The sequence below is a fragment of the Solwaraspora sp. WMMA2065 genome (genome assembly GCF_030345075.1).
Lineage (GTDB): Bacteria > Actinomycetota > Actinomycetes > Mycobacteriales > Micromonosporaceae > Micromonospora_E.
Genome location: NZ_CP128361.1, coordinates 3,951,372 through 3,969,327, shown reverse-complemented (window position 1 = coordinate 3,969,327; position 17,956 = coordinate 3,951,372). Strand labels below are relative to the sequence as shown.

19 protein-coding genes and 1 riboswitch are annotated in these 17,956 nt (G+C 71.1%); of the genes, 15 read left to right on the top strand and 4 right to left on the bottom strand.

Annotated features, from left to right (window positions below):
* Positions 1–64 precede the first annotated feature (64 nt).
* From O7610_RS18020 to thiC, 13 genes are all read left to right on the top strand, one after another.
* Entirely contained in the window at positions 65–1,741 is a 1,677-nt protein-coding gene (locus O7610_RS18020) for an ABC-F family ATP-binding cassette domain-containing protein (protein ID WP_289211389.1), read from the top strand.
* 5 nt (positions 1,742–1,746) lie between these two features.
* Positions 1,747–2,736: an aldo/keto reductase gene (locus O7610_RS18015; RefSeq protein WP_281551878.1), complete on the top strand. Its 990-nt coding sequence runs from the start codon at positions 1,747–1,749 to the stop codon at positions 2,734–2,736.
* A 311-nt stretch (positions 2,737–3,047) separates the two neighbouring features.
* Positions 3,048–3,791, top strand: a complete 744-nt coding sequence (locus O7610_RS18010) for a helix-turn-helix domain-containing protein (protein ID WP_289211388.1) — start codon at positions 3,048–3,050, stop codon at positions 3,789–3,791.
* Positions 3,779–3,928, top strand: coding sequence for a hypothetical protein (locus O7610_RS30705; RefSeq protein WP_353850269.1), 150 nt, complete (start codon positions 3,779–3,781; stop codon positions 3,926–3,928). The genes O7610_RS18010 and O7610_RS30705 overlap by 13 nt, the downstream gene beginning before the upstream one ends.
* Positions 3,925–4,125, top strand: coding sequence for a DUF397 domain-containing protein (locus O7610_RS18005; RefSeq protein WP_281551876.1), 201 nt, complete (start codon positions 3,925–3,927; stop codon positions 4,123–4,125). The genes O7610_RS30705 and O7610_RS18005 overlap by 4 nt, the downstream gene beginning before the upstream one ends.
* 84 nt (positions 4,126–4,209) lie before the next feature.
* A complete protein-coding gene (locus O7610_RS18000; protein ID WP_289211387.1) occupies positions 4,210–4,410 on the top strand; it encodes a DUF397 domain-containing protein in 201 nt (66 codons plus the stop codon).
* Between the two features lie 253 nt (positions 4,411–4,663).
* A riboswitch (TPP riboswitch) is annotated at positions 4,664–4,775 on the top strand.
* Positions 4,770–5,441, top strand: coding sequence for a thiamine phosphate synthase (locus O7610_RS17995; protein WP_281551874.1), 672 nt, complete (start codon positions 4,770–4,772; stop codon positions 5,439–5,441). Its footprint overlaps the riboswitch before it by 6 nt.
* A complete protein-coding gene (thiO, locus tag O7610_RS17990; RefSeq protein WP_289211386.1) occupies positions 5,438–6,598 on the top strand; it encodes a glycine oxidase ThiO in 1,161 nt (386 codons plus the stop codon). Before O7610_RS17995 ends, thiO begins: the two co-directional genes overlap by 4 nt.
* Complete coding sequence (gene thiS, locus O7610_RS17985; protein ID WP_278173720.1) at positions 6,589–6,789, top strand: sulfur carrier protein ThiS; 201 nt, start codon at positions 6,589–6,591, stop codon at positions 6,787–6,789. The genes thiO and thiS overlap by 10 nt, the downstream gene beginning before the upstream one ends.
* A 5-nt stretch (positions 6,790–6,794) precedes the next feature.
* The gene (locus tag O7610_RS17980; RefSeq protein WP_281551872.1) at positions 6,795–7,565 is read left to right on the top strand and encodes a thiazole synthase; all 771 of its coding nucleotides are present in this window, start codon (positions 6,795–6,797) and stop codon (positions 7,563–7,565) included.
* Positions 7,562–8,158 (top strand): thiamine phosphate synthase, encoded by a 597-nt coding sequence (locus O7610_RS17975; RefSeq protein ID WP_289211385.1) that lies wholly within the window; start codon positions 7,562–7,564, stop codon positions 8,156–8,158. Before O7610_RS17980 ends, O7610_RS17975 begins: the two co-directional genes overlap by 4 nt.
* Positions 8,158–9,075, top strand: a complete 918-nt coding sequence (gene thiD, locus O7610_RS17970) for a bifunctional hydroxymethylpyrimidine kinase/phosphomethylpyrimidine kinase (protein WP_281551870.1) — start codon at positions 8,158–8,160, stop codon at positions 9,073–9,075. Before O7610_RS17975 ends, thiD begins: the two co-directional genes overlap by 1 nt.
* Positions 9,075–10,667, top strand: a complete 1,593-nt coding sequence (thiC, locus tag O7610_RS17965; RefSeq protein ID WP_281551869.1) for a phosphomethylpyrimidine synthase ThiC — start codon at positions 9,075–9,077, stop codon at positions 10,665–10,667. Before thiD ends, thiC begins: the two co-directional genes overlap by 1 nt.
* Here the strand turns inward: thiC and O7610_RS17960 are convergent.
* From O7610_RS17960 to O7610_RS17950, 3 genes are all read right to left on the bottom strand, one after another.
* Positions 10,649–12,175, bottom strand: a complete 1,527-nt coding sequence (locus tag O7610_RS17960; RefSeq protein WP_281551868.1) for a hypothetical protein — start codon at positions 12,173–12,175, stop codon at positions 10,649–10,651. The two genes, thiC and O7610_RS17960, sit on opposite strands and share 19 nt — an antisense overlap.
* A 68-nt stretch (positions 12,176–12,243) precedes the next feature.
* Entirely contained in the window at positions 12,244–13,185 is a 942-nt protein-coding gene (locus O7610_RS17955) for an LLM class F420-dependent oxidoreductase (protein WP_281551867.1), read from the bottom strand.
* Positions 13,186–13,187: 2 nt separating this feature from the next.
* The gene (locus O7610_RS17950) at positions 13,188–13,973 is read right to left on the bottom strand and encodes an ABC transporter ATP-binding protein (RefSeq protein WP_281551866.1); all 786 of its coding nucleotides are present in this window, start codon (positions 13,971–13,973) and stop codon (positions 13,188–13,190) included.
* Positions 13,974–14,277: 304 nt separating this feature from the next.
* Between O7610_RS17950 and O7610_RS17945 the strand changes: the two genes are divergently transcribed.
* Both O7610_RS17945 and O7610_RS17940 read left to right on the top strand, forming a co-directional pair.
* Positions 14,278–15,312, top strand: coding sequence for an ABC transporter substrate-binding protein (locus O7610_RS17945; RefSeq protein WP_281551865.1), 1,035 nt, complete (start codon positions 14,278–14,280; stop codon positions 15,310–15,312).
* A gap of 433 nt (positions 15,313–15,745) precedes the next feature.
* Complete coding sequence (locus tag O7610_RS17940; RefSeq protein WP_281551864.1) at positions 15,746–16,585, top strand: ABC transporter permease; 840 nt, start codon at positions 15,746–15,748, stop codon at positions 16,583–16,585.
* 91 nt (positions 16,586–16,676) lie between these two features.
* On the opposite strand, the gene O7610_RS17935 is transcribed toward O7610_RS17940, so the two are convergent.
* The gene (locus tag O7610_RS17935) at positions 16,677–17,876 is read right to left on the bottom strand and encodes an ABC transporter substrate-binding protein (protein ID WP_281551863.1); all 1,200 of its coding nucleotides are present in this window, start codon (positions 17,874–17,876) and stop codon (positions 16,677–16,679) included.
* Between the last annotated feature and the right edge of the window lie 80 nt (positions 17,877–17,956).

Genomic DNA, 17,956 nt, shown 5'->3' with positions numbered 1-17,956 from the left:
GTCGCTCACCCGGTGGCGCGAATCTCAGCTGCCGACAGCCAGGGTGATCAGGCACCATGCCGGGGTGGGATACGTGGACGTGGCCGCGGTAGGGCACACCCTGCCGGATGGTCGGGAGCTCTTTGCCGACGTGTCGTTCCGGGTCGGCGAGGGCGCCAAAGTGGCGCTGGTCGGCCCGAACGGCGCCGGCAAGACGACGCTGCTGCGGATGGTCGCCGGTGACCTGCCGGTGGCCACCGGAGCAGTCGCCCGCGCCGGCGGGCTCGGCGTGATGCGGCAGTTCATCGGCATGATCGGCGACGACCGTACACTCGCCGACCTGGCACTGTCGCTCGCCCCGCCGCCGCTGCGGGCCGCAGGAGAACGGCTCGCCGCCGCCGAACGGGCCGTGCACGCCGCTGAGGCCGCCGGCACCACCCCGGCCGCCGCCGAAAAAACCCAGATCGGGTACGCCAACGCCCTCGCCGCCTGGGGCGAAGCCGGCGGCTACGAGGCCGAGGTCGTCTTCGACACGGTGGCCACCGCAGTGCTGGACCTGCCGTGGGACCGGGTCCGGGACCGTCCGGTCCGGACCCTCTCGGGTGGACAACAGAAACGGTTCGCGTTGGAGCTGCTGCTGCGCGGCACCGACGAGGTGCTGCTGCTCGACGAGCCGGACAACTTCCTCGACGTACCCGGGAAACGGTGGCTGGAGCAGCGGCTGCGCGAGTCGACCAAGTCGGTGCTCTACGTCTCGCACGACCGGGAGTTGCTGGCCCAGACCGCCGACCGGGTGGTCGCCGTCGAAGGCGGCTCCGCCTGGACCCATCCGGGCGGCTTCGCCAGCTGGCACTCCGCGCGGGTCGCCCGGCACGCCCGGCTGGAGGAGCAGCGCCGCCGTTGGGACGAGGAGCACGAGAAACTGCGCGAACTGATGCTGATGTACAAGCAGAAGGCGGCGTACAACGACGGGTTGGCCTCGCGGTACCAGGCCGCGCAGACCCGGCTGCGCAAGTTCGAGGAGGCCGGCCCGCCGCCGCTGCCACCGAAGGACCAGTCGCTGCGGATGCGGCTGTCCGGCGGCCGCACCGGCAAGCGGGCGGTGATCTGTGAGCAACTGGAGCTGGATGGGCTGACCTACCCGTTCGACCTGGAGATCTGGTACGGCGACCGGGTCGCGGTGCTCGGGGCCAACGGCACCGGCAAGTCGCACTTCCTGCGGCTGCTGGCCCGGGGCGGAACCGACCCGGACCCGGCGGCCGGCCCGGTCGCCGGCGCGGCGCTCACCCCGGTGGCCCACGACGGGATGGTCCGGCTCGGTGCCCGGGTGCGTCCCGGCCACTTCTCGCAGACCCACGACCGGCCGGAGCTGCTCGACCAGACCCTCGCCGACGTGCTGTGGCGCGGCGACGACCACCGTGACGGGATGGACCGGCACGCGGCGATGGCCGTACTGTCCCGTTACGACCTGGCCGGCCAGGGCGACCAGCGGTTCGGCACCCTCTCCGGCGGCCAGCAGGCCCGGTTCCTGGTGCTGCTGCTGGAGCTGTCCGGTGCCACCCTGCTGCTGCTCGACGAGCCGACCGACAACCTGGACCTGGCCTCGGCCGAGGCGCTGGAGGAAGGGCTGAAGGCCTTCGAGGGTACGGTGATCGCGGTCACCCACGACCGTTGGTTCAGCCGGTCATTCGACCGGTTCGTGCTGTTCCAGGGCGACGGCGAGGTGGTCGAGGTCCCCGAGCCGGTCTGGGACGTACGCTGACCGACATGGCTGAGATGATCTACCGCCGGTTGGGCAACTCCGGGTTGATGGTGTCGGCGGTCGGGGTCGGCTGCAACAACTTCGGCCGCAAGCTGGACGCGGCCGGCACCCGGGCGGTGGTCGACGCCGCACTCGACGCCGGGATCACCCTGTTCGACACCGCCGACATCTACGGCACGCCTTCGGGTGGTTCCGAGGAACAGCTCGGGGCGGCGCTGCGCGGCCGCCGCGACGACGTGGTGCTGGCCACCAAGTTCGGCATGGACATGTCCGGCATGAACGGCGTCGACCACGGGGTACGCGGCTCCCGGCGGTACATCGTGCGGGCCGTCGAGGCGTCGCTGCGCCGACTCGGCACCGATCACATCGACCTGTATCAGTTCCACGAGCCGGACCCGGTCACCCCGGTTGAGGAGACCCTGCGGGCCCTGGACGACCTGGTACGCGCCGGCAAGGTCCGCTATGTGGGTTGCTCGAACTTCGCCGGCTGGCAGATCGCGGACGCCGCGTGGACCGCGCGTACCGCCGGGTTGTCGCCGTTCGTCAGCGCCCAGAACGAGTACAACCTGCTGGACCGGCGGGTGGAGCGGGAAGTGGTGCCGGCCTGCCAGCGCTTCGGCCTGGGGCTGCTGCCGTACTTCCCGCTCGCCGACGGGCTGCTGACCGGCAAGTACCGCCGGAGCGAGGCGCCGCCGCCGGGTAGCCGGCTGGCCGGCGAGAGCAGCCGGTACGCCGCCCGGCTCGCCGGAGCGCCGTGGGACGTCATCGAGGCCCTCGACGCGTACGCCGCGAAGCGGGACCTGCCGCTGCTCGCGGTCGCGATCGGCGGCCTGGCCGCGCAGCCGGCCGTGGCGTCGGTGATCGCCGGGGCGACCACCCCCGAGCAGGTACGGGCGAACGCCGCCGCCGGGTCGTGGCAGCCGGACGCCGCCGACCTCGCCGAACTGCGGTCGATCCTGCCGGAGCCCGCCGGCCCCGGCGGCTCGCTGAGCTGACCGGAACTGCATTTACAAGATCATGTGAGGCTCAGATACCCTACGTCGCGCCCGTAAGGTATCTGAGCCTCACATGATCTTGTCTACTCGGCTGGACTTCCGCCGATGATCAGGTAACTGCATTGCGTGGAGTGGAGACCGGCTGCGGATCGTGGTGCTTCATGCCGATTCGCAGGCCAGCCGTCAGTCGATGATCAATTGGCGGTCGACAACGCTGTCGTGGTCTCGTGGTAGAGATATGTCAACTGTCGAGTGACTGTCGCCTGTCGATCTTCATGTCGTCGTTGAGTGGCATATCTGGAGGTGGCAACGTGCCCGCAGCATTGTTGAACTCGTCGGTGCCCCGGCGGCAGCTCGGTCGGGAGCTGCGTCGGCTGCGTGAGCGGTTGGCCGGGGTGCCGCAGACCACGGCGGCCCGGGAGTTGGAGTGGCCGGCGACCAAGCTGCTGCGGATGGAGCGGGGTGAGGTGCCGATCCGCACCGAGGACGTGGTGCTGCTCTGCGAGCTGTACGGCGCTGACCTGAAGACCATCGAGGCGCTGGCCGCGCTGGCTCCGAAGACCAAGGAGAAGGGCTGGTGGCACGACTACGCCAGCATCCCGTCCTGGTTCGAGCTGTTCATCGGTCTGGAGGAGGCCGCCGCCCACCTCCGCGAATTCCATACGGAGCTCGTCTCCGGCGTGCTGCAGACCCGCCCGTACGCAACTGCCGTGTTCAGCGTGAACCAGTACGAAGTGCCGGCGGAGGAGATCGAGCGCAGGGTCGAGATGCGGATGCGTCGCGCGCGGTTGCTGACCCGAATGGAGCCCTACCTGCCCAGGTTCGACATCGTGCTCGACGAAGCGATCCTGCGTCGACCGATCGGCAGCGGTCAGACCATGGCCGGACAGTTGCGTCGGCTGGCTCAGGCCGGGGAGCAGCCGAATGTCTCGATCCGGGTGCTGCCCTTCAGCGCCGGGCTGCACGCCGGCCTGATGGCGCACGGTTCGTTCACTCTTCTTGATTTTCCAGAAGGGAACGAGCCGACGACTGTCTATTCTACGTGGAGGAGCTGACAGGAGCTCTGTTCCTCGATCGGCCGGATGAGGCTGAGCGGTACGCTTGGACCTTCACCGACATCGCTGGCCGGGCGCTGAGCGAGCAGGCCAGTCGTGACCTCTTCTGGCGGACCGCGAAGGAGTGCGAGTCATGATCGATCTTTCCGGAGCTAGCTGGCGCAAGAGCAGCCGATCAAACAACCAGGGTCAGTGCGTCGAGGTGGCGGACGGACTGGGTGGGGTCGTCGGGGTGCGGGACTCGAAGGATCCGGCTGGTCCGGTGCTGGTGGTCGCCCCGGCAAGCTGGTCACGCTTCGTCGCCGCTACGAAGAACAGCACCCTCACGAGTTGATTGGCGGTCGGTGGAGTTCCGCCGCGACGCCGCCTCGTGACTTCGACCGCCGAGGCGTGATCCGATCCGTAAGGGAGTACGGCGATGATCGACTTTGGTTCCACCAACTGGCGGAAGAGCAGCCGGTCGAACAACCAGGGCGAGTGTGTCGAGATGGCGGACGGGCCGGGTGGCGTTGTCGGGGTGCGGGACTCGAAGGATCCGGCTGGTCCGGTGCTGGTAGTCGCCCCAGCGAGCTGGTCGAGTTTCGTCGCCGCCGCGAGGGCTGGCACCTTCACCAGCTGACGCTTCTGGGTCCGGCCGACCAGAGGGTCGCGTAGGGCGGCTGCGGGAACCCCGAAGGGCCACCTGCGCTACCGCGGACAGCATGACTACCGGCAGTCACCTGCGCCAATGTCGCATCCGGTCTGCGCGTGATCTTTGTTCGCCCAGCTGATGGTGAGCCTGGTCACGGCCGACAGCGGCGGGGTGGGCAGCGACCGAAGGTTGCCTCGGATCGGCCCTTGGCGGATCGACGAGACCGTCGTACGGTAACAGGCAAGTAACCCACGGGAGCCCGGTGCACCGGGCTGAGAGGGAGGCTGACGCGGCCTCCGACCGTCGAACCTGATCCGGGTAATGCCGGCGCAGGGAGGAGCGTTGCCGTGCCGTCCCTTGGGCGACTGCATCTGATCACCGACACCCGACCCGGGTGCGACCCGCTCGGCGTACTGCGGGCCGCGCTGGCCGCCGCCCGCGCCGCCGGCGCCGCCGCCGACCTGGTCGTGCAGGTCCGCGTCGAGGACGACATGTCCGACCGGGACGCGTACGACCTGACCGTGCGCGCGGTCGCCGAATGTGCCGCGTACCAGGTGACCTGCCTGGTCAACGACCGGTTGCACGTCGCGCTCGCGACCGGTGCGGCCGGCGCGCACGTCGGCGCGCTGGACCTCCCGGTCGACGCCGCCCGCCGGGTGCTCGGGCCGGCCGCGATCCTCGGTGCCACCGCCCGCGAGCCGGCCACCGGGCGGGCGGCGGTCGCGGCCGGGGCGACGTACCTGGGGGTCGGGCCGTGCTACGCCACCGGCACGAAGACCGGGCTGCCCGACCCGATCGGGCCGGCCGGGCTGGCCGCCGTCGCCGCTACGGTCGACGTGCCGGTGATCGCGATCGCCGGGGTCACTGTGGACCGGGTTGTGCAGCTGCTGGCCGCCGGGGCGCACGGGGTCGCGGTGGTCGGCGCGATCGCCGGAGCCGCCGATCCGGGCCGGGCCACTGCTGACCTGCTGACCGCGGTACGGCAGCGGCCCGCCGCCGGGACGGGCGCGACACGATGACCGGGCCGGCCGAGGGCGCGGATGTGGCGGTGGTCGGCGGCGGGCCGATCGGGATGAGTATCGCCTGGCGGTGCGCCCGGCGCGGGCTGCGTACCGCGCTCCACGACCCGGCACCCGGGTCCGGGGCGTCCTCGGTGGCCGCCGGGATGCTCGCCCCGGTCGCCGAGTCGCACTTCGGCGAGGCCGAGCTGACCCGGCTGCTGGTCGACTCGGCGGCCCGCTGGCCGGCGTTCGCCGCCGAGCTGACCGCCGTCACCGGCCAGGACATCGGCTACCGCACCGACGGCACGCTGGTCGTCACGCTCACCGGCGACGACCGGCGCGAGGCGGAGCGGCTCTGGGCGTACCAGCGGAGTCTGGACCTGCCGATCACGCTGCTGCGCGGCACGGCGCTGCGCGAGCGCGAACCGGCGTTGGCGCCGAGGGTGCGCGGCGGTGCGCTGATGCCCGACGACCACCAGGTCGACCCGCGTCGGCTGGTCGGGGCGTTGGACACCGCGCTGGACCGGGCCGGGGTGACCGTCGTCCCGCAGCCGGTCACCGATGTTTCCGCACTGGACGCGCGGGTCGTCGTGGTCGCCGCCGGCTGCGGATCGGCGGCGCTGACCGGGCTGCCGGTCCGCCCGGTAAAAGGCCAGATCCTGCGGCTGCGGGCCCCCGGCGGCGCCGTCGGGTTCCGGCACGTGATCCGGGGGTACGCCGACGGCCGGCACGTCTACCTGGTGCCCCGCGCCGACGGTGAGGTTGTCGTCGGCGCCACCGTCGAGGAACGGGGCGACACCATCGTCACCGCCGGAGCGGTGCTGGAACTGCTGCGCGCCGCCGCCGACCTGCTGCCGGAGATCGCCGAGCACGAGCTGGTCGAGGCGCAGGCGGCGGCCCGGCCCGGCACGCCGGACAACGCGCCGCTGCTCGGCTGGCACCAGCAGCCCGGCGTCGGCTCCGCAGGCAGAGGCGGCGGCGGCACCGCAGGCCGGGAAGTGCTGGTGGCGACCGGGCATCACCGGCACGGCATCGTGCTGACCCCGGTGACCGCCGACCTGATCGCCGACATGGCGGCCGGGGACGATCCGGATCCGGCGCTGGCACCGTTTCGGCCCGGCCGGTTCACCGCCGCGAACAGGGAACTCGCAGGGGAGGAGCAGCCGTGGAGTTGATCGTCAACGGGGCACCGATGACCGCGCCGACCGGGACCTTGCTGGTCGACGTCGTCCGGGCGGTCACCGACCGGGCACGCGGCGTCGCCGTCGCCGTCAACGGTGAAGTGGTGCCGCGCAGCGGCTGGTCGGCCGAGCAGCTGTGCGACGGTGACCGGGTCGAAGTGCTGATCGCGGCGCAGGGCGGGTGAGCCGGATGCCGTTCACCGTCGCCGGGCACAGCTTCGACTCCCGGCTGATCCTCGGCACCGGCGGCGCCGCCAACCTGCACATCCTGGAGCAGGCGATTGCGGCCAGTGGCACCGGTCTGGTCACGGTCGCGCTGCGCCGGGTGGACAGCGCCGCCACGATGCACGGCGGCCTGCTCGACCTGCTGGAGCGCTGCGGCGTACGGCTGCTGCCGAACACCGCCGGCTGCTACACCGCCACCGAGGCGGTCAAGGTGGCCCACCTGGCCCGCGAGGCGTTCGACACCGACTGGGTGAAGCTGGAGGTCGTCGGCGACGAACGGACCCTGCTGCCGGACGGCGCCGAGCTGCTGCGCGCCGCCGAGCAGCTGGTCGACGACGGTTTCACCGTGCTGCCGTACACCACCGACGATCCGGTGCTGGCCCGCCGGCTGGCCGACGCCGGCTGCGCGGCGGTGATGCCGGCCGGTGCACCGATCGGCTCCGGGCTTGGCATCCTCAACCCGCACCACATCCGACTGATCCGACAGTCGGTGGACATTCCCGTGGTGCTGGACGCGGGGGTCGGCACTGCCTCCGACGCCGCGCTCGCGATGGAACTCGGCTGCGACGCGGTGCTGCTGGCCAGCGCGGTGACCCGGGCCGCCGACCCGGTCGCGATGGCCACCGCCATGCGGCACGCCATCGAAGCGGGCCGGTTGGCCGGCCGGGCCGGGCGGATCCCCCGTCGCTACCACGCCCTGGCATCCACTCCCGACGATGGGCGGCCCGAGCTGTGAACGGGATCATCCTGCTCACCGACCGCCGGCAGACCGCCCGGCCGCTGCCGGAGGTGGTCGCGGCGGCGGTGGCCGGCGGGCTCCGGCAGGTGGTGCTGCGGGAACGGGACCTGCCCCGGGCACAACGTGCCGCGTTGGCCGACCGGTTGCGCGGCATCCTCGCCCCGGTCGGCGGGACGCTGATCGTCGCCGGGCCGGACCCGCTGGGCGGTGACGCGGTGCACCTGCGCGCCGCCGGGCCGTACCCGCCACCGGTGTTCGGACTGGTCGGCCGCTCCTGTCACGACGAGACCGAGCTCGGTCGACTGACCACGGAGGACTACGTGACGGTGTCGCCGGTCTTCGCGACCGCGTCCAAACCCGGGTACGGTCCGCCGCTGGGGCCGGCCGGGCTGGCCCGTCTGGTCCGAGTGGCCGCCGGCCGGCCGGTGGTCGCGCTCGCCGGGGTGACCACAGCGGAGCAGGTCGCCACCTGTCGGGCGGCCGGTGCCGTCGGGGCGGCGGTGATGGGCGCGGTGATGCGCGCCGCCGACCCGGCGGCGGTCGCGGCGGAGCTGGTCGCGGCTGCGTCACCGGCCGAGGTGAGCAGTTGATGGCCAGCGACCGAGGTGAGCTGCTGATGGCCGGCGACCGAACCACTCCGGTGGTGGCGATGACGATCGCCGGCTCCGATTCCGGCGGCGGGGCCGGCATCCAGGCGGACCTGAAGGTCTTCGCCGCGCTCGGCGTCTACGGCACCAGCGCGATCACTGCGGTGACCGCGCAGAACACCACCGGCGTCACCAGCGTCCATCAGCTGCCGGCCGGTCAGGTACGGGCCCAGATCGAGGCGGTCCGCGCCGACCTTCCGGTGCGCGCGGTGAAAACCGGCATGCTCGGTACGGCCCGGATCGCCGGGGCGGTCGCCGCGCTGGCCCGGGCCGGGGAGCTGCCGAACCTGGTGGTCGATCCGGTGCTGGTCTCGACCAGCGGGCACCGGCTCGGTGTGGTCGGCGCGGTCGAGCGGCTGCTGCCGTACGCGCTGGTCGCGACGCCGAATCGGGCGGAGGCCTCGGCGTTGGTCGGCTGGCCGGTGCGGACCGTCGACGAGATGGCCCGAGCCGCCGTCGAGCTGGCCGCCGGCGGACCGAGGTTCGTGGTGGTGACCGGTGGCGACCCGGACGGTACGTCGACCGACCCGGCGGCGGTCGACGTGGTCGCGACCGCGAACCCGGCGGTCGACGTCGCCGGAACCGCTGTCGCCGGCTGGCGGCTGGCCGGCGAACGGATGGACACCCGCAACACACACGGCACCGGGTGCAGCTTCGCGGCGGCGGTGGCAGCCCGGTTGGCGCTCGGCGACGACGTGCCGGCGGCGTTGGTCTTCGCCAAGGAGTACGTCGCGCGGGCGCTCGCTGGTGCCCGGCACTGGCGGTTGGGCTCCGGCCACGGCCCGATCGACCACTTTGGATGGTCGCACCAGGTGGCTCAGCACCGGTTGTTCGGCAACTACCTGAAGGAGGCCCACTGATGCAGGCTCGGCGCAAGGTGTACGTGCAAGGACCGCGACCGGACATCCAGGTGCCGTTCGCCGAGGTGACGCTGACCGGCGACAATCCGCCGGTGCGCCTCTACGACACGTCGGGTCCGGGGTCGGACCCGCAGGTCGGGCTGGCCGCGCTGCGCGGGCGGTGGATCGCCGAGCGTGGCGATGTCGCCCCGGTGCGCGGTGCGGGCACCCCGCTGGCTGGGGCCCACGGGCGTCGGCCGACCCAGTTGGCGTACGCCCGGGCCGGGACCGTCACCCCGGAGATGGAGTTCGTCGCGTTGCGGGAGAACCTGCCGGCCGAGGTGGTACGGGAGGAGATCGCCGCCGGACGTGCGGTGCTGCCGGCCAACGTCAACCACCCGGAGTCCGAGCCGATGATCATCGGTGGTCGGTTCCTGGTGAAGGTGAACGCCAACATCGGCACCTCGGCGGTCTCGTCGTCGGTGGCCGAGGAGGTGGAGAAGCTGACCTGGGCCACCCGGTGGGGTGCGGACACGGTGATGGACCTGTCCACCGGCAAGCGGATCCACGAGACCCGCGAGGCGATCGTGCGCAACTCGGCGGTGCCGATCGGTACGGTCCCGATCTACCAGGCGTTGGAGAAGGTCGGTGGGGATCCGGTCAAGCTGAGCTGGGACGTGTTCCGGGAGACCGTGATCGAGCAGGCCGAGCAGGGCGTCGACTACATGACGGTGCATGCCGGGGTGCTGCTGCCGTACGTGCCGTTGGCGGTCGACCGGGTCACCGGGATCGTCTCCCGGGGCGGGTCGATCATGGCTGCCTGGTGCCTGGCGCACCACCAGGAGAACTTCCTCTACACGAACTTCGCCGAGTTGTGCGAGATCCTGGCCCGCTACGACGTGACCTTCTCACTGGGCGACGGGCTGCGGCCGGGGTCGATCGCCGACGCCAACGACGCCGCCCAGTTCGCCGAGCTGCGGACGTTGGGCGAGTTGACCAGCATCGCGTGGGAGCACGACGTGCAGGTGATGATCGAGGGCCCCGGCCACGTGCCGATGCACAAGATCAAGGAGAACGTGGACCTGCAGCAGGAGCTGTGCCACCAGGCGCCGTTCTACACCCTCGGCCCGCTGACCACCGACATCGCCCCAGCGTACGACCACATCACCTCGGCGATCGGGGCTGCCATGATCGGCATGTTCGGCACCGCGATGCTCTGTTACGTCACCCCGAAGGAGCACCTGGGGCTGCCGGACCGCGACGACGTCAAGGCCGGGGTGATCGCGTACAAGATCGCGGCGCACGCGGCCGACCTGGCCAAGGGACATCCGGGAGCGCAGGCCTGGGACGACGCGTTGTCCAAGGCGCGGTTCGAGTTCCGCTGGGAGGACCAGTTCAACCTGTCGCTGGATCCGGAGACGGCACGGTCCTACCACGACGCGACGCTGCCGGCCGAGCCGGCGAAGTCGGCCCACTTCTGCTCGATGTGCGGCCCGAAGTTCTGCTCGATGAAAATCACGCAGGATCTGAAGGAGTACGCCCAACAGGGTATGAAGGACAAATCAGATGAATTCGTCGCATCCGGTGGTCGGGTCTACCTGCCGTTGGCCTGATCGTCGGCGCCACTACGGCTCCGCCCGTCGGCGCGGCGGGGTTGCCGGCGCAGCTCGCTGACCCAGTCGACATGTTCGGCGTCCTCGTCGGTCAGTGTCGGGGTGGGTGCCGGCCGCCGCTGCCGCATGAACCGTGGCCGGGGGATTCGGCCGGCCGCAGGTGCGGCGGTCGGCGCGGTGGGTGGTGGGGCGACCGGTTGCGGCGCGACCGGCGGTGGGGCGACCGGTTGCGGCGTCGGCCGGTCGACGGCACCGGTCACCGGCACCGGAGCCGGAGTCGGCGGTCCCTCTGGCGAGATCGGCGTCGGGTCGACACGGGGGATGACCGCCGCGGGTGTCGGCGGCGGACGATCACCCGGGTGCGCCTGAGCGGCGATCGGCGCTGGTGATGCTGCGGTCGGGTCTGTCCCGGTCGGGTCCGGTGCGGGTCGGCCGGGCGCGGGTCGGGTGGGCATCGGCGGGCCAGGTACCGGCGGCGCTGCAGGACCGGGTGACACCCGCCCGAGGGGTGCCGGATCGGCGGAGGTCTTTTCAGATAGGGCAGTTTCCGCTACCGATTCGCGGCTCCCGGTCGAGCCGTCGGCGGGTCCGGCGGGGGTTCCGACAGCGGTTGCGGGCCTTCCGGTTGCGGTTCCGGCCGGCCGACCGGGCTGGCGCACGGCAGCCACAGTGATCGAACCGACGACTCCGGCGGCCACCGCCAGCAGCGCCGCCCGGTAGGGGTCGTCCTGGTAGGACCCAGCCCGGCCGGCCCCGGCGACCAGGTACGCGGCGTTGAGGACCGCCGGTCCGGCCATTCCGGACACCGCCGTCGCAACCGTCGGCACCGCCCGCCTCCGGGCCAGCCCGCTCACCGCCGCGCCGAGCACCAGCGCCAGCGCCGGTAGCAGCACGAACAGTTGCCAGCCGGGGTCACCCGGGTCGAGCGCGACCGGTTCGAGTACCCCGGGTCGGATCCCGCCGACGGCGTCACCCGCCCACAGGTCTGGGGCAGCGGACCCGACCGCCAGCAGCCAGAGCGCACCGCTGAACACCAGCAAGTTCCAGCGCATCGCCGGATGGGCCAGCGCGGCCAGTGCCGCAGGCAGACCTACCACCGCCCCGATCCCGCCGATCAGGGCGGCGACCGTCACCGGATCGGCGACCCCGGTCGACGCCTGCGCCGGCAGCACCGACAACCCGACCACGGCGAGCGCCGCACCGATCGTGGCGATCAGCGCCAGGACGACCCGGCGGACCGCCGTACGGACCGCCGACACGCGCAGGTGCCGGGCCCGACGCTGCTCGGCGACCCGTTGCGCCACGCACGCGCCGACGACGGCAGCGACGATCGCGAACCAGGCGAGCCAGGTCAGCTGCGTCGGCCAGAGATCAGCGGTCGGCCCGGCGAAGTCGCGGCGCAGGCGTACCAGTTGGAGACCGTAAGCGGCACCAAGCTGGACGGCACCGGCGAACGCCGCCACACCGAATGCCGTTGTGATCGCTCTGAGCCAGGTCCGCAAGGCCATGCCGGGAGGTTACGGCCGGCCGCCCGCACTGTCGACCTGGACCGGGCGACCGCCGCCGGGCCGGTGGGTCAGCCCAGCTGAGGCAGCACCTCGGCAGCGACCAGCTCCAGGTGGTCCAAATCGGCGAGGTCGATGAACCGCAGGTGTACCCGGCTGGTACCGACCGCCGAGAACTCCCCGATCCGGTCCACCAGTTGGGCCGGCGAACCGATCACCGGGTCCTCCGGCGGCAGGGCGCTCTTCTCGTGCAGCGGCGCGGCGCGGCGCTGCGCCTCGGCGTCGGTACGCCCGATCGCGATGACGATGCCGGCCGACATGGTCAGCGGCGGTCGGCCCTGCTCGGTGCGCCCGGTCCGGTGACAGGCCTCGGTCACCCGCTCGTAAGCCGCCGCGGTCTCGGCGACCGACTTGAACGGCATGTTGAACTCGTCGGCAAACTGGGCAGCGAGCTCCGGGGTCCGCTTCGGCCCTCGTCCGCCGATGATGATCGGCGGGCCGGCCGGCTGCGCCGGCTTCGGTAGCGCCGGAGCGTCGACCAGCTGGTAGTGGTCGCCGTGGAAGCTGAACCTGTCACCGACCGGAGTACGCCACAGCCCGGTGATCACCTCGAGCTGCTCGGCCAACCGGTCGAAGCGTTCCCCGACGGACGGGAACGGCAGCCCGTAGGCGGTGTGCTCCCGGGCGTACCAGCCGGCCCCGATGCCGAGGTCGACCCGGCCGCCGCTCATCTGGTCGACCTGAGCGACCATCACGGCGAGTGGCCCGGGCAGCCGGAAGGTCGCCGAGGTGACCAGCGTGCCGAGCCGGATCCGGGAGGTCTCCCGGGCCAGCGCGGCCAGGGTCAGCCAGGCGTCGGTCGGCCCCGGCAGCGCCAGTTCCTCGCCCATCGACTGGTAGTGGTCGGCCCGCAGGTAGCCCTCGAACCCGGACTCCTCGGCGAGCCGGGCCAGCCGGAGCTGGTCGTCGTAGCTGGCGCCGCGGTGCGGCTCGGTGAACACGCTGACCCGCATGGTCAGTACCCTCCGATCCCGGCCGTCGCCGGTGCGTCGCGTTCCATCAGCACCTCGTGCAGCTCCGCACTGCACCGGGCTACGTCCTCGGTGTGCGCGTTGCGCCCCAGGCTGCGGGGGCGGGGAATGTCGATCGGTACGATCTTGCGGATTCGCCCTGGTCGAGGGCTCAGCACCACGACCCGGTCGGCGAGCAGGACGGCTTCGTCGATCGAGTGGGTGACGAAGACGATGGTCGCCGCGCGCTCCATGTGGATCCGTTGCAGCTCGACGGAGAGCTCCTCCCGGGTCAGCGCGTCCAGCGCCGAGAACGGCTCGTCCATCAGCAGCACCTGTGGTTCGGCGAGCAACGAGCGGCACAGCGACACCCGCTGCTGCATGCCGCCGGACAGCTCGTGCGGCAGCCGCTTGTCGAAGCCGGCCAGCCCGACCATCTCCAGCAGTTCCAAGGCCTTTGCCCGGTGCTGCCTGCGGCGCAACCCGAAGATCTCCGCCGGCAGCAGAACATTGTCCAGCACTGACCGCCAGGGCAGCAGGGCCGGGCGTTGGAAGAGCATCGCAATGTCCCGACGTGGTTTGACCACCTGCTGACCACCGACAGTGATCTCGCCGGCCGTCGTCGGAAGCAGTCCGGCGATGAGCCTGAGCAGGGTGGACTTGCCACAGCCGGAACGACCGACGACCGCGACGAACTCACCGGCGGTCACCGAGAGGTCGATGCCGCGCAGTGCCTCTACTGTGCCGGAGCGACCGGCGAACGTCCGTCCGACTCCGCTGAGCTGGATCATGGGGCCGACAGTTCCCTCGTCCTGAGTCGATCAACAAGCGGGGGACAGAGTATCCGGATCGTGCCGGCCACGCACCACCCGCGCGGTAAACACTTTTGATTGCGATGCAGGGTCCACGATGCCCGGCTGTCGCATTGGTCAGGTTTCCCTCGTACTCTGTTGCCCGCGAAGTTTCCCAACGCGACCGCGGCACCGGTCCGGCCCCCACCGAGCGGCTGCCGCGCCGGACCAACTACCCCCTCCGGTCGCCTCGACGACCTGCGGGTTCGTCGAGGGGCCGTCGGGTTGGAAAGGACACACGTTCATGACAAGGCTCACCCGTACGATCGCCGCCACGGCCCTCGCGGCGGCGCTCGCGGTCACTGCCGGCTGCAGCGCGGACGACGGTGGCGAGGCGAATGCCGGTGGCACCGAGGAATTGAAGAAAGTGACGTATCTCACTTCCTTCGGTAACTTCGGCCGGGACTCCTACGCCTGGGTCGCCAAGGACAAGGGCTTCTTCGAGGAGGCCGGGTTCGACGTAGAGGTCAAAGCAGGTGCCGGCACCGGCGACAACATCAAGACCGTCGTCGCTGGACAGGCGCACTTCACCCCGATCGACATGACCGGCGGGCTGCTGCAGTACGGCAACGGCGAGGCGAAGGACTTCGTCGTGGTCGCCGGCATCCAGCAGCGCACCATGGCGGCGATCATCGCGCTCGACGGCAGCGGCATCACCACCCCCAAGGACCTGGAGGGCAAGACGCTCGCCGACGCCCCCGGCTCGGTGGTGCGCAACCTGTTCCCGACGTACGCCTCGCTGGCCGGCATCGACGAGACCAAGGTCGAGTGGGTCAACGGCGCTCCGCAGACCCTGATGGGCACCCTGGCCTCCGGGTCGGTGGACGGCATCGGCCAGTTCGTGGTCGGTAAGCCCACTGTGGAGACCGTCGCGCAGGGCAAGACCGCCGTGGTGCTGCCGTACAGCGACATCATGACCGACCTGTACGGCAACGTGCTGATCACCTCGACGGCGATCGCCGAGGAGGACCCGGAGATGGTGAAGCGCTTCAGCGCGGCACTGCTCAAGGGCCTGGAGTACAGCATCACCAACCCGGAGGAGGCCGGCGAGATCCTGGCCGAGAACGTGGAGGAGGCCAACCCGGCCGCCGCCGCCGCCGAACTGGAACTGATGGCCGCCTTCGTGAAGTCGACCAGCTCCGGTGTGCCGGTCGGTGCGCTGGACAGCCAGCGGATCGCCCGCAGCATCGCGATCCTGCAGGGCGCCGGAGCGATCCCGCCGGGCCTGGAGCCGGAGCAGGTCGTCAACTTCGACCTGGCCCCGAACGCCGAATCCTGACCGACCCGGGTGCGGGTGGGTGGGCCACCGTCCGGTGACCCACCCGCCCGCACCCGGCGGCTCGGCGAGCCTGAGGAGTGTCGTTGACATCTCCCCCTGCTGAAGTAGGGAGATTCGACCCTCACGGGTCGAGCTTTCTGCTTGACCGACCACTGCCGACCCGAATCAACGGCGAGGGACGGAGTACCGCCCATCGGTCCTACACGGTCTCCACAGACGTCACTTCCCACCAGCCCGGCGGTAGGCCCGACCAGCCTGGCTGTCACCGGAAGGACTACGCCACGTTGGCACACCTGTTCGCACGCCGGATCTCCCGGTGTGTGAGTAGTGGACGTCGATCCGCCTCGGCGGCGAGTCGACCTTCCCTGCCGTGCTCCGCAGGTGTCCGTTTCCTTCCCGGCCGGAAGGCCGGAGTATCCACGGAAGGCATCTGATGACCGTACTCAAACCGGCGCAGGCGCCACCGGTACGCGCCGCGACCACCGCTCCGGTCCGCCGCCCCGCCGGCGGCCGGGTCGCCGCAGTCGGACTACCGCTGCTCGGCGTGGCGGTGACGGTGACCGCGTGGTGGCTCGCCACCAGCGTGTTCAACCTGGTGCACTCGGTGGTGCTGCCACCCCCGCAGGACGTGTACGCGGCGTTCTCCCTGCGGATGCCACGACTGCTGGAACATTCCCTGGCGACCACCACCTCGACCGTCGTCGGGTTTGCGATCTCCACCGTCATCGGGGTGCTGATCGGACTGGCGCTGGCCGGCTCCCAGGTGGCCGAGCGGATGTTCGCTCCGCTGCTGGTGGCGCTCAACGCCGTACCGAAGATCGTGCTTGCCCCACTGCTCGTGGTCACCCTCGGCTGGGGTCAGCAGTCGATTCTCACCATGGTCTTCCTGCTCTGCTTCTTTCCGATCGTGCTCTCCACGGTGACCGGTCTGACCTCGACCCCGGCCGACCTGGCCGAGCTGGCCCGGTCACTGGACGCGTCCCGCTGGCAGACCTTCCGCAAGATCCGCTTCCCGGCGGCGTTGCCGCAGATCTTCGTCGGCCTGAAGGTCGCGATGCCGTTGGCGGCGATCGGTGCCGTGATCGGCGAGTTCCAGGCCGGTGAGGAAGGGCTGGGCTACATGACCCTGCAGTTCAGCGGGATGGGCGAGAACTCCGCCGCCTGGGCGGCGATCGTGTTGATCGGGCTGATGAGCATCCTGCTCTACTTCGCGCTGGTCGCCTTCGAACGGTTGCTGCTGCCGTGGGTGCGGGAGACGACGTCGGCCCGCTGACGTCACCACCATGTCGCGCCCGCCCCGGACGTCGTGCGCCCGCCAGGAGTTGTTCCTGGCGGGCGCACGAGACCGGACCGTGCCGGGGTCGTCAGCTGGCCAGTCGCCAGCGGCCACCCCGGGAGACCAGCATGGTCAGTGCCTGGGGCATCAGTCCAGAGTGGTTGTCCGGAGTCATCCGGATCGGCCCGGACAGCCCGTCGAACTGGGTGGTTTCCAGCACCTCACGGATGGCCTCCCGGTCGACGTCGCCGTCGCCGGTCGACCTGGCCACCGCGTCGGCGATCAGCTGGACCGCGTCGGCCGCGAACGAAGAGAACCCGTAGTAGCTGCCGAACCTGGCCGTGTAGTCGCGGAACCACTGCTTGCGGGCTGCCTTCGCCGGGGTGTTGGCGATCACGTCGTCGATCACCATGGTCTGGGTGAAGACCAGATTGACGCCCTTGGTGCCGGTGGCCGAGCCACCGGACAGGAACAGGTCCCCGGCAGCGGCGGCGTCGAAGAACAGGGGGCCCGGGTAGTCGGCCTGCGCGGCGCTGTCCGCCGCCAGCGCCGCCTGCTCGGCCGAGGTCCAGACCAGCAGCGCGCCCGGATTCTCGCCGGTCACCGGCTGCGCCAGGGTGGCGACGGCCTGGCTCACGTCGGTGTCCGTGGTACGCACCTGCTCGGTGCCGACCAGGTTGATACCAAGCTTGTCCAGTTCGGCGGTGATCACCCGCAGACCGTCCCGGCCGTACTCGTCGTCGGTGTGCAGCAGACTGGCCCGCCTGATGTTGCGGCGGCGCAGCTCGTTGGCGACTGCGGCGGCGCTGTCCGCCGCGTTTGGGCCGAGCTTGAACAGATAGCGACGCTCAGTGACCGGGGTGGCGACCGCGGTGGCCGGGGCCAGCGAGATCGTCGGCACCCGCTTGTCGTTGATCGTCCGGGCGGCGCCGACCGCGCAGTCACTGCAACTGCCCATGACGATCGCGGTCACCGCGGAGTCGCCGGTGAAGTCGCCGATGTTGCGCAGCGACTCGCTCGGGTCGGAACGGTTGTCCCGGACGTCCAGCCGGATCGTCCGGTTGCCCAGCAGACCCGATTCGTTGATCTGCTCGACCTTCAGCTCGAGGGCTCGTTGGAAGCCCTTGCCGACGGTCGCGGCGGCACCGGACAGTTCCAGGTCGGCGGCGATGACGATCTCGCCGCCGTCCTCGGCGGCCGAGTCGCTGGCGAACTGGCAGCCGGTGAGCGAAGAGGCCAGCAATGTGGATGCGAGCGCCGTGAGTAGGGCGGAACGGGTGGGCCTCAAGTCAGTCCTCCAGGTACGCGGCGGATGCGCACCCGGTCGGTGGGCGGCGGCGCGGCTGAGCACGTCCTCAGTAGAAGTCG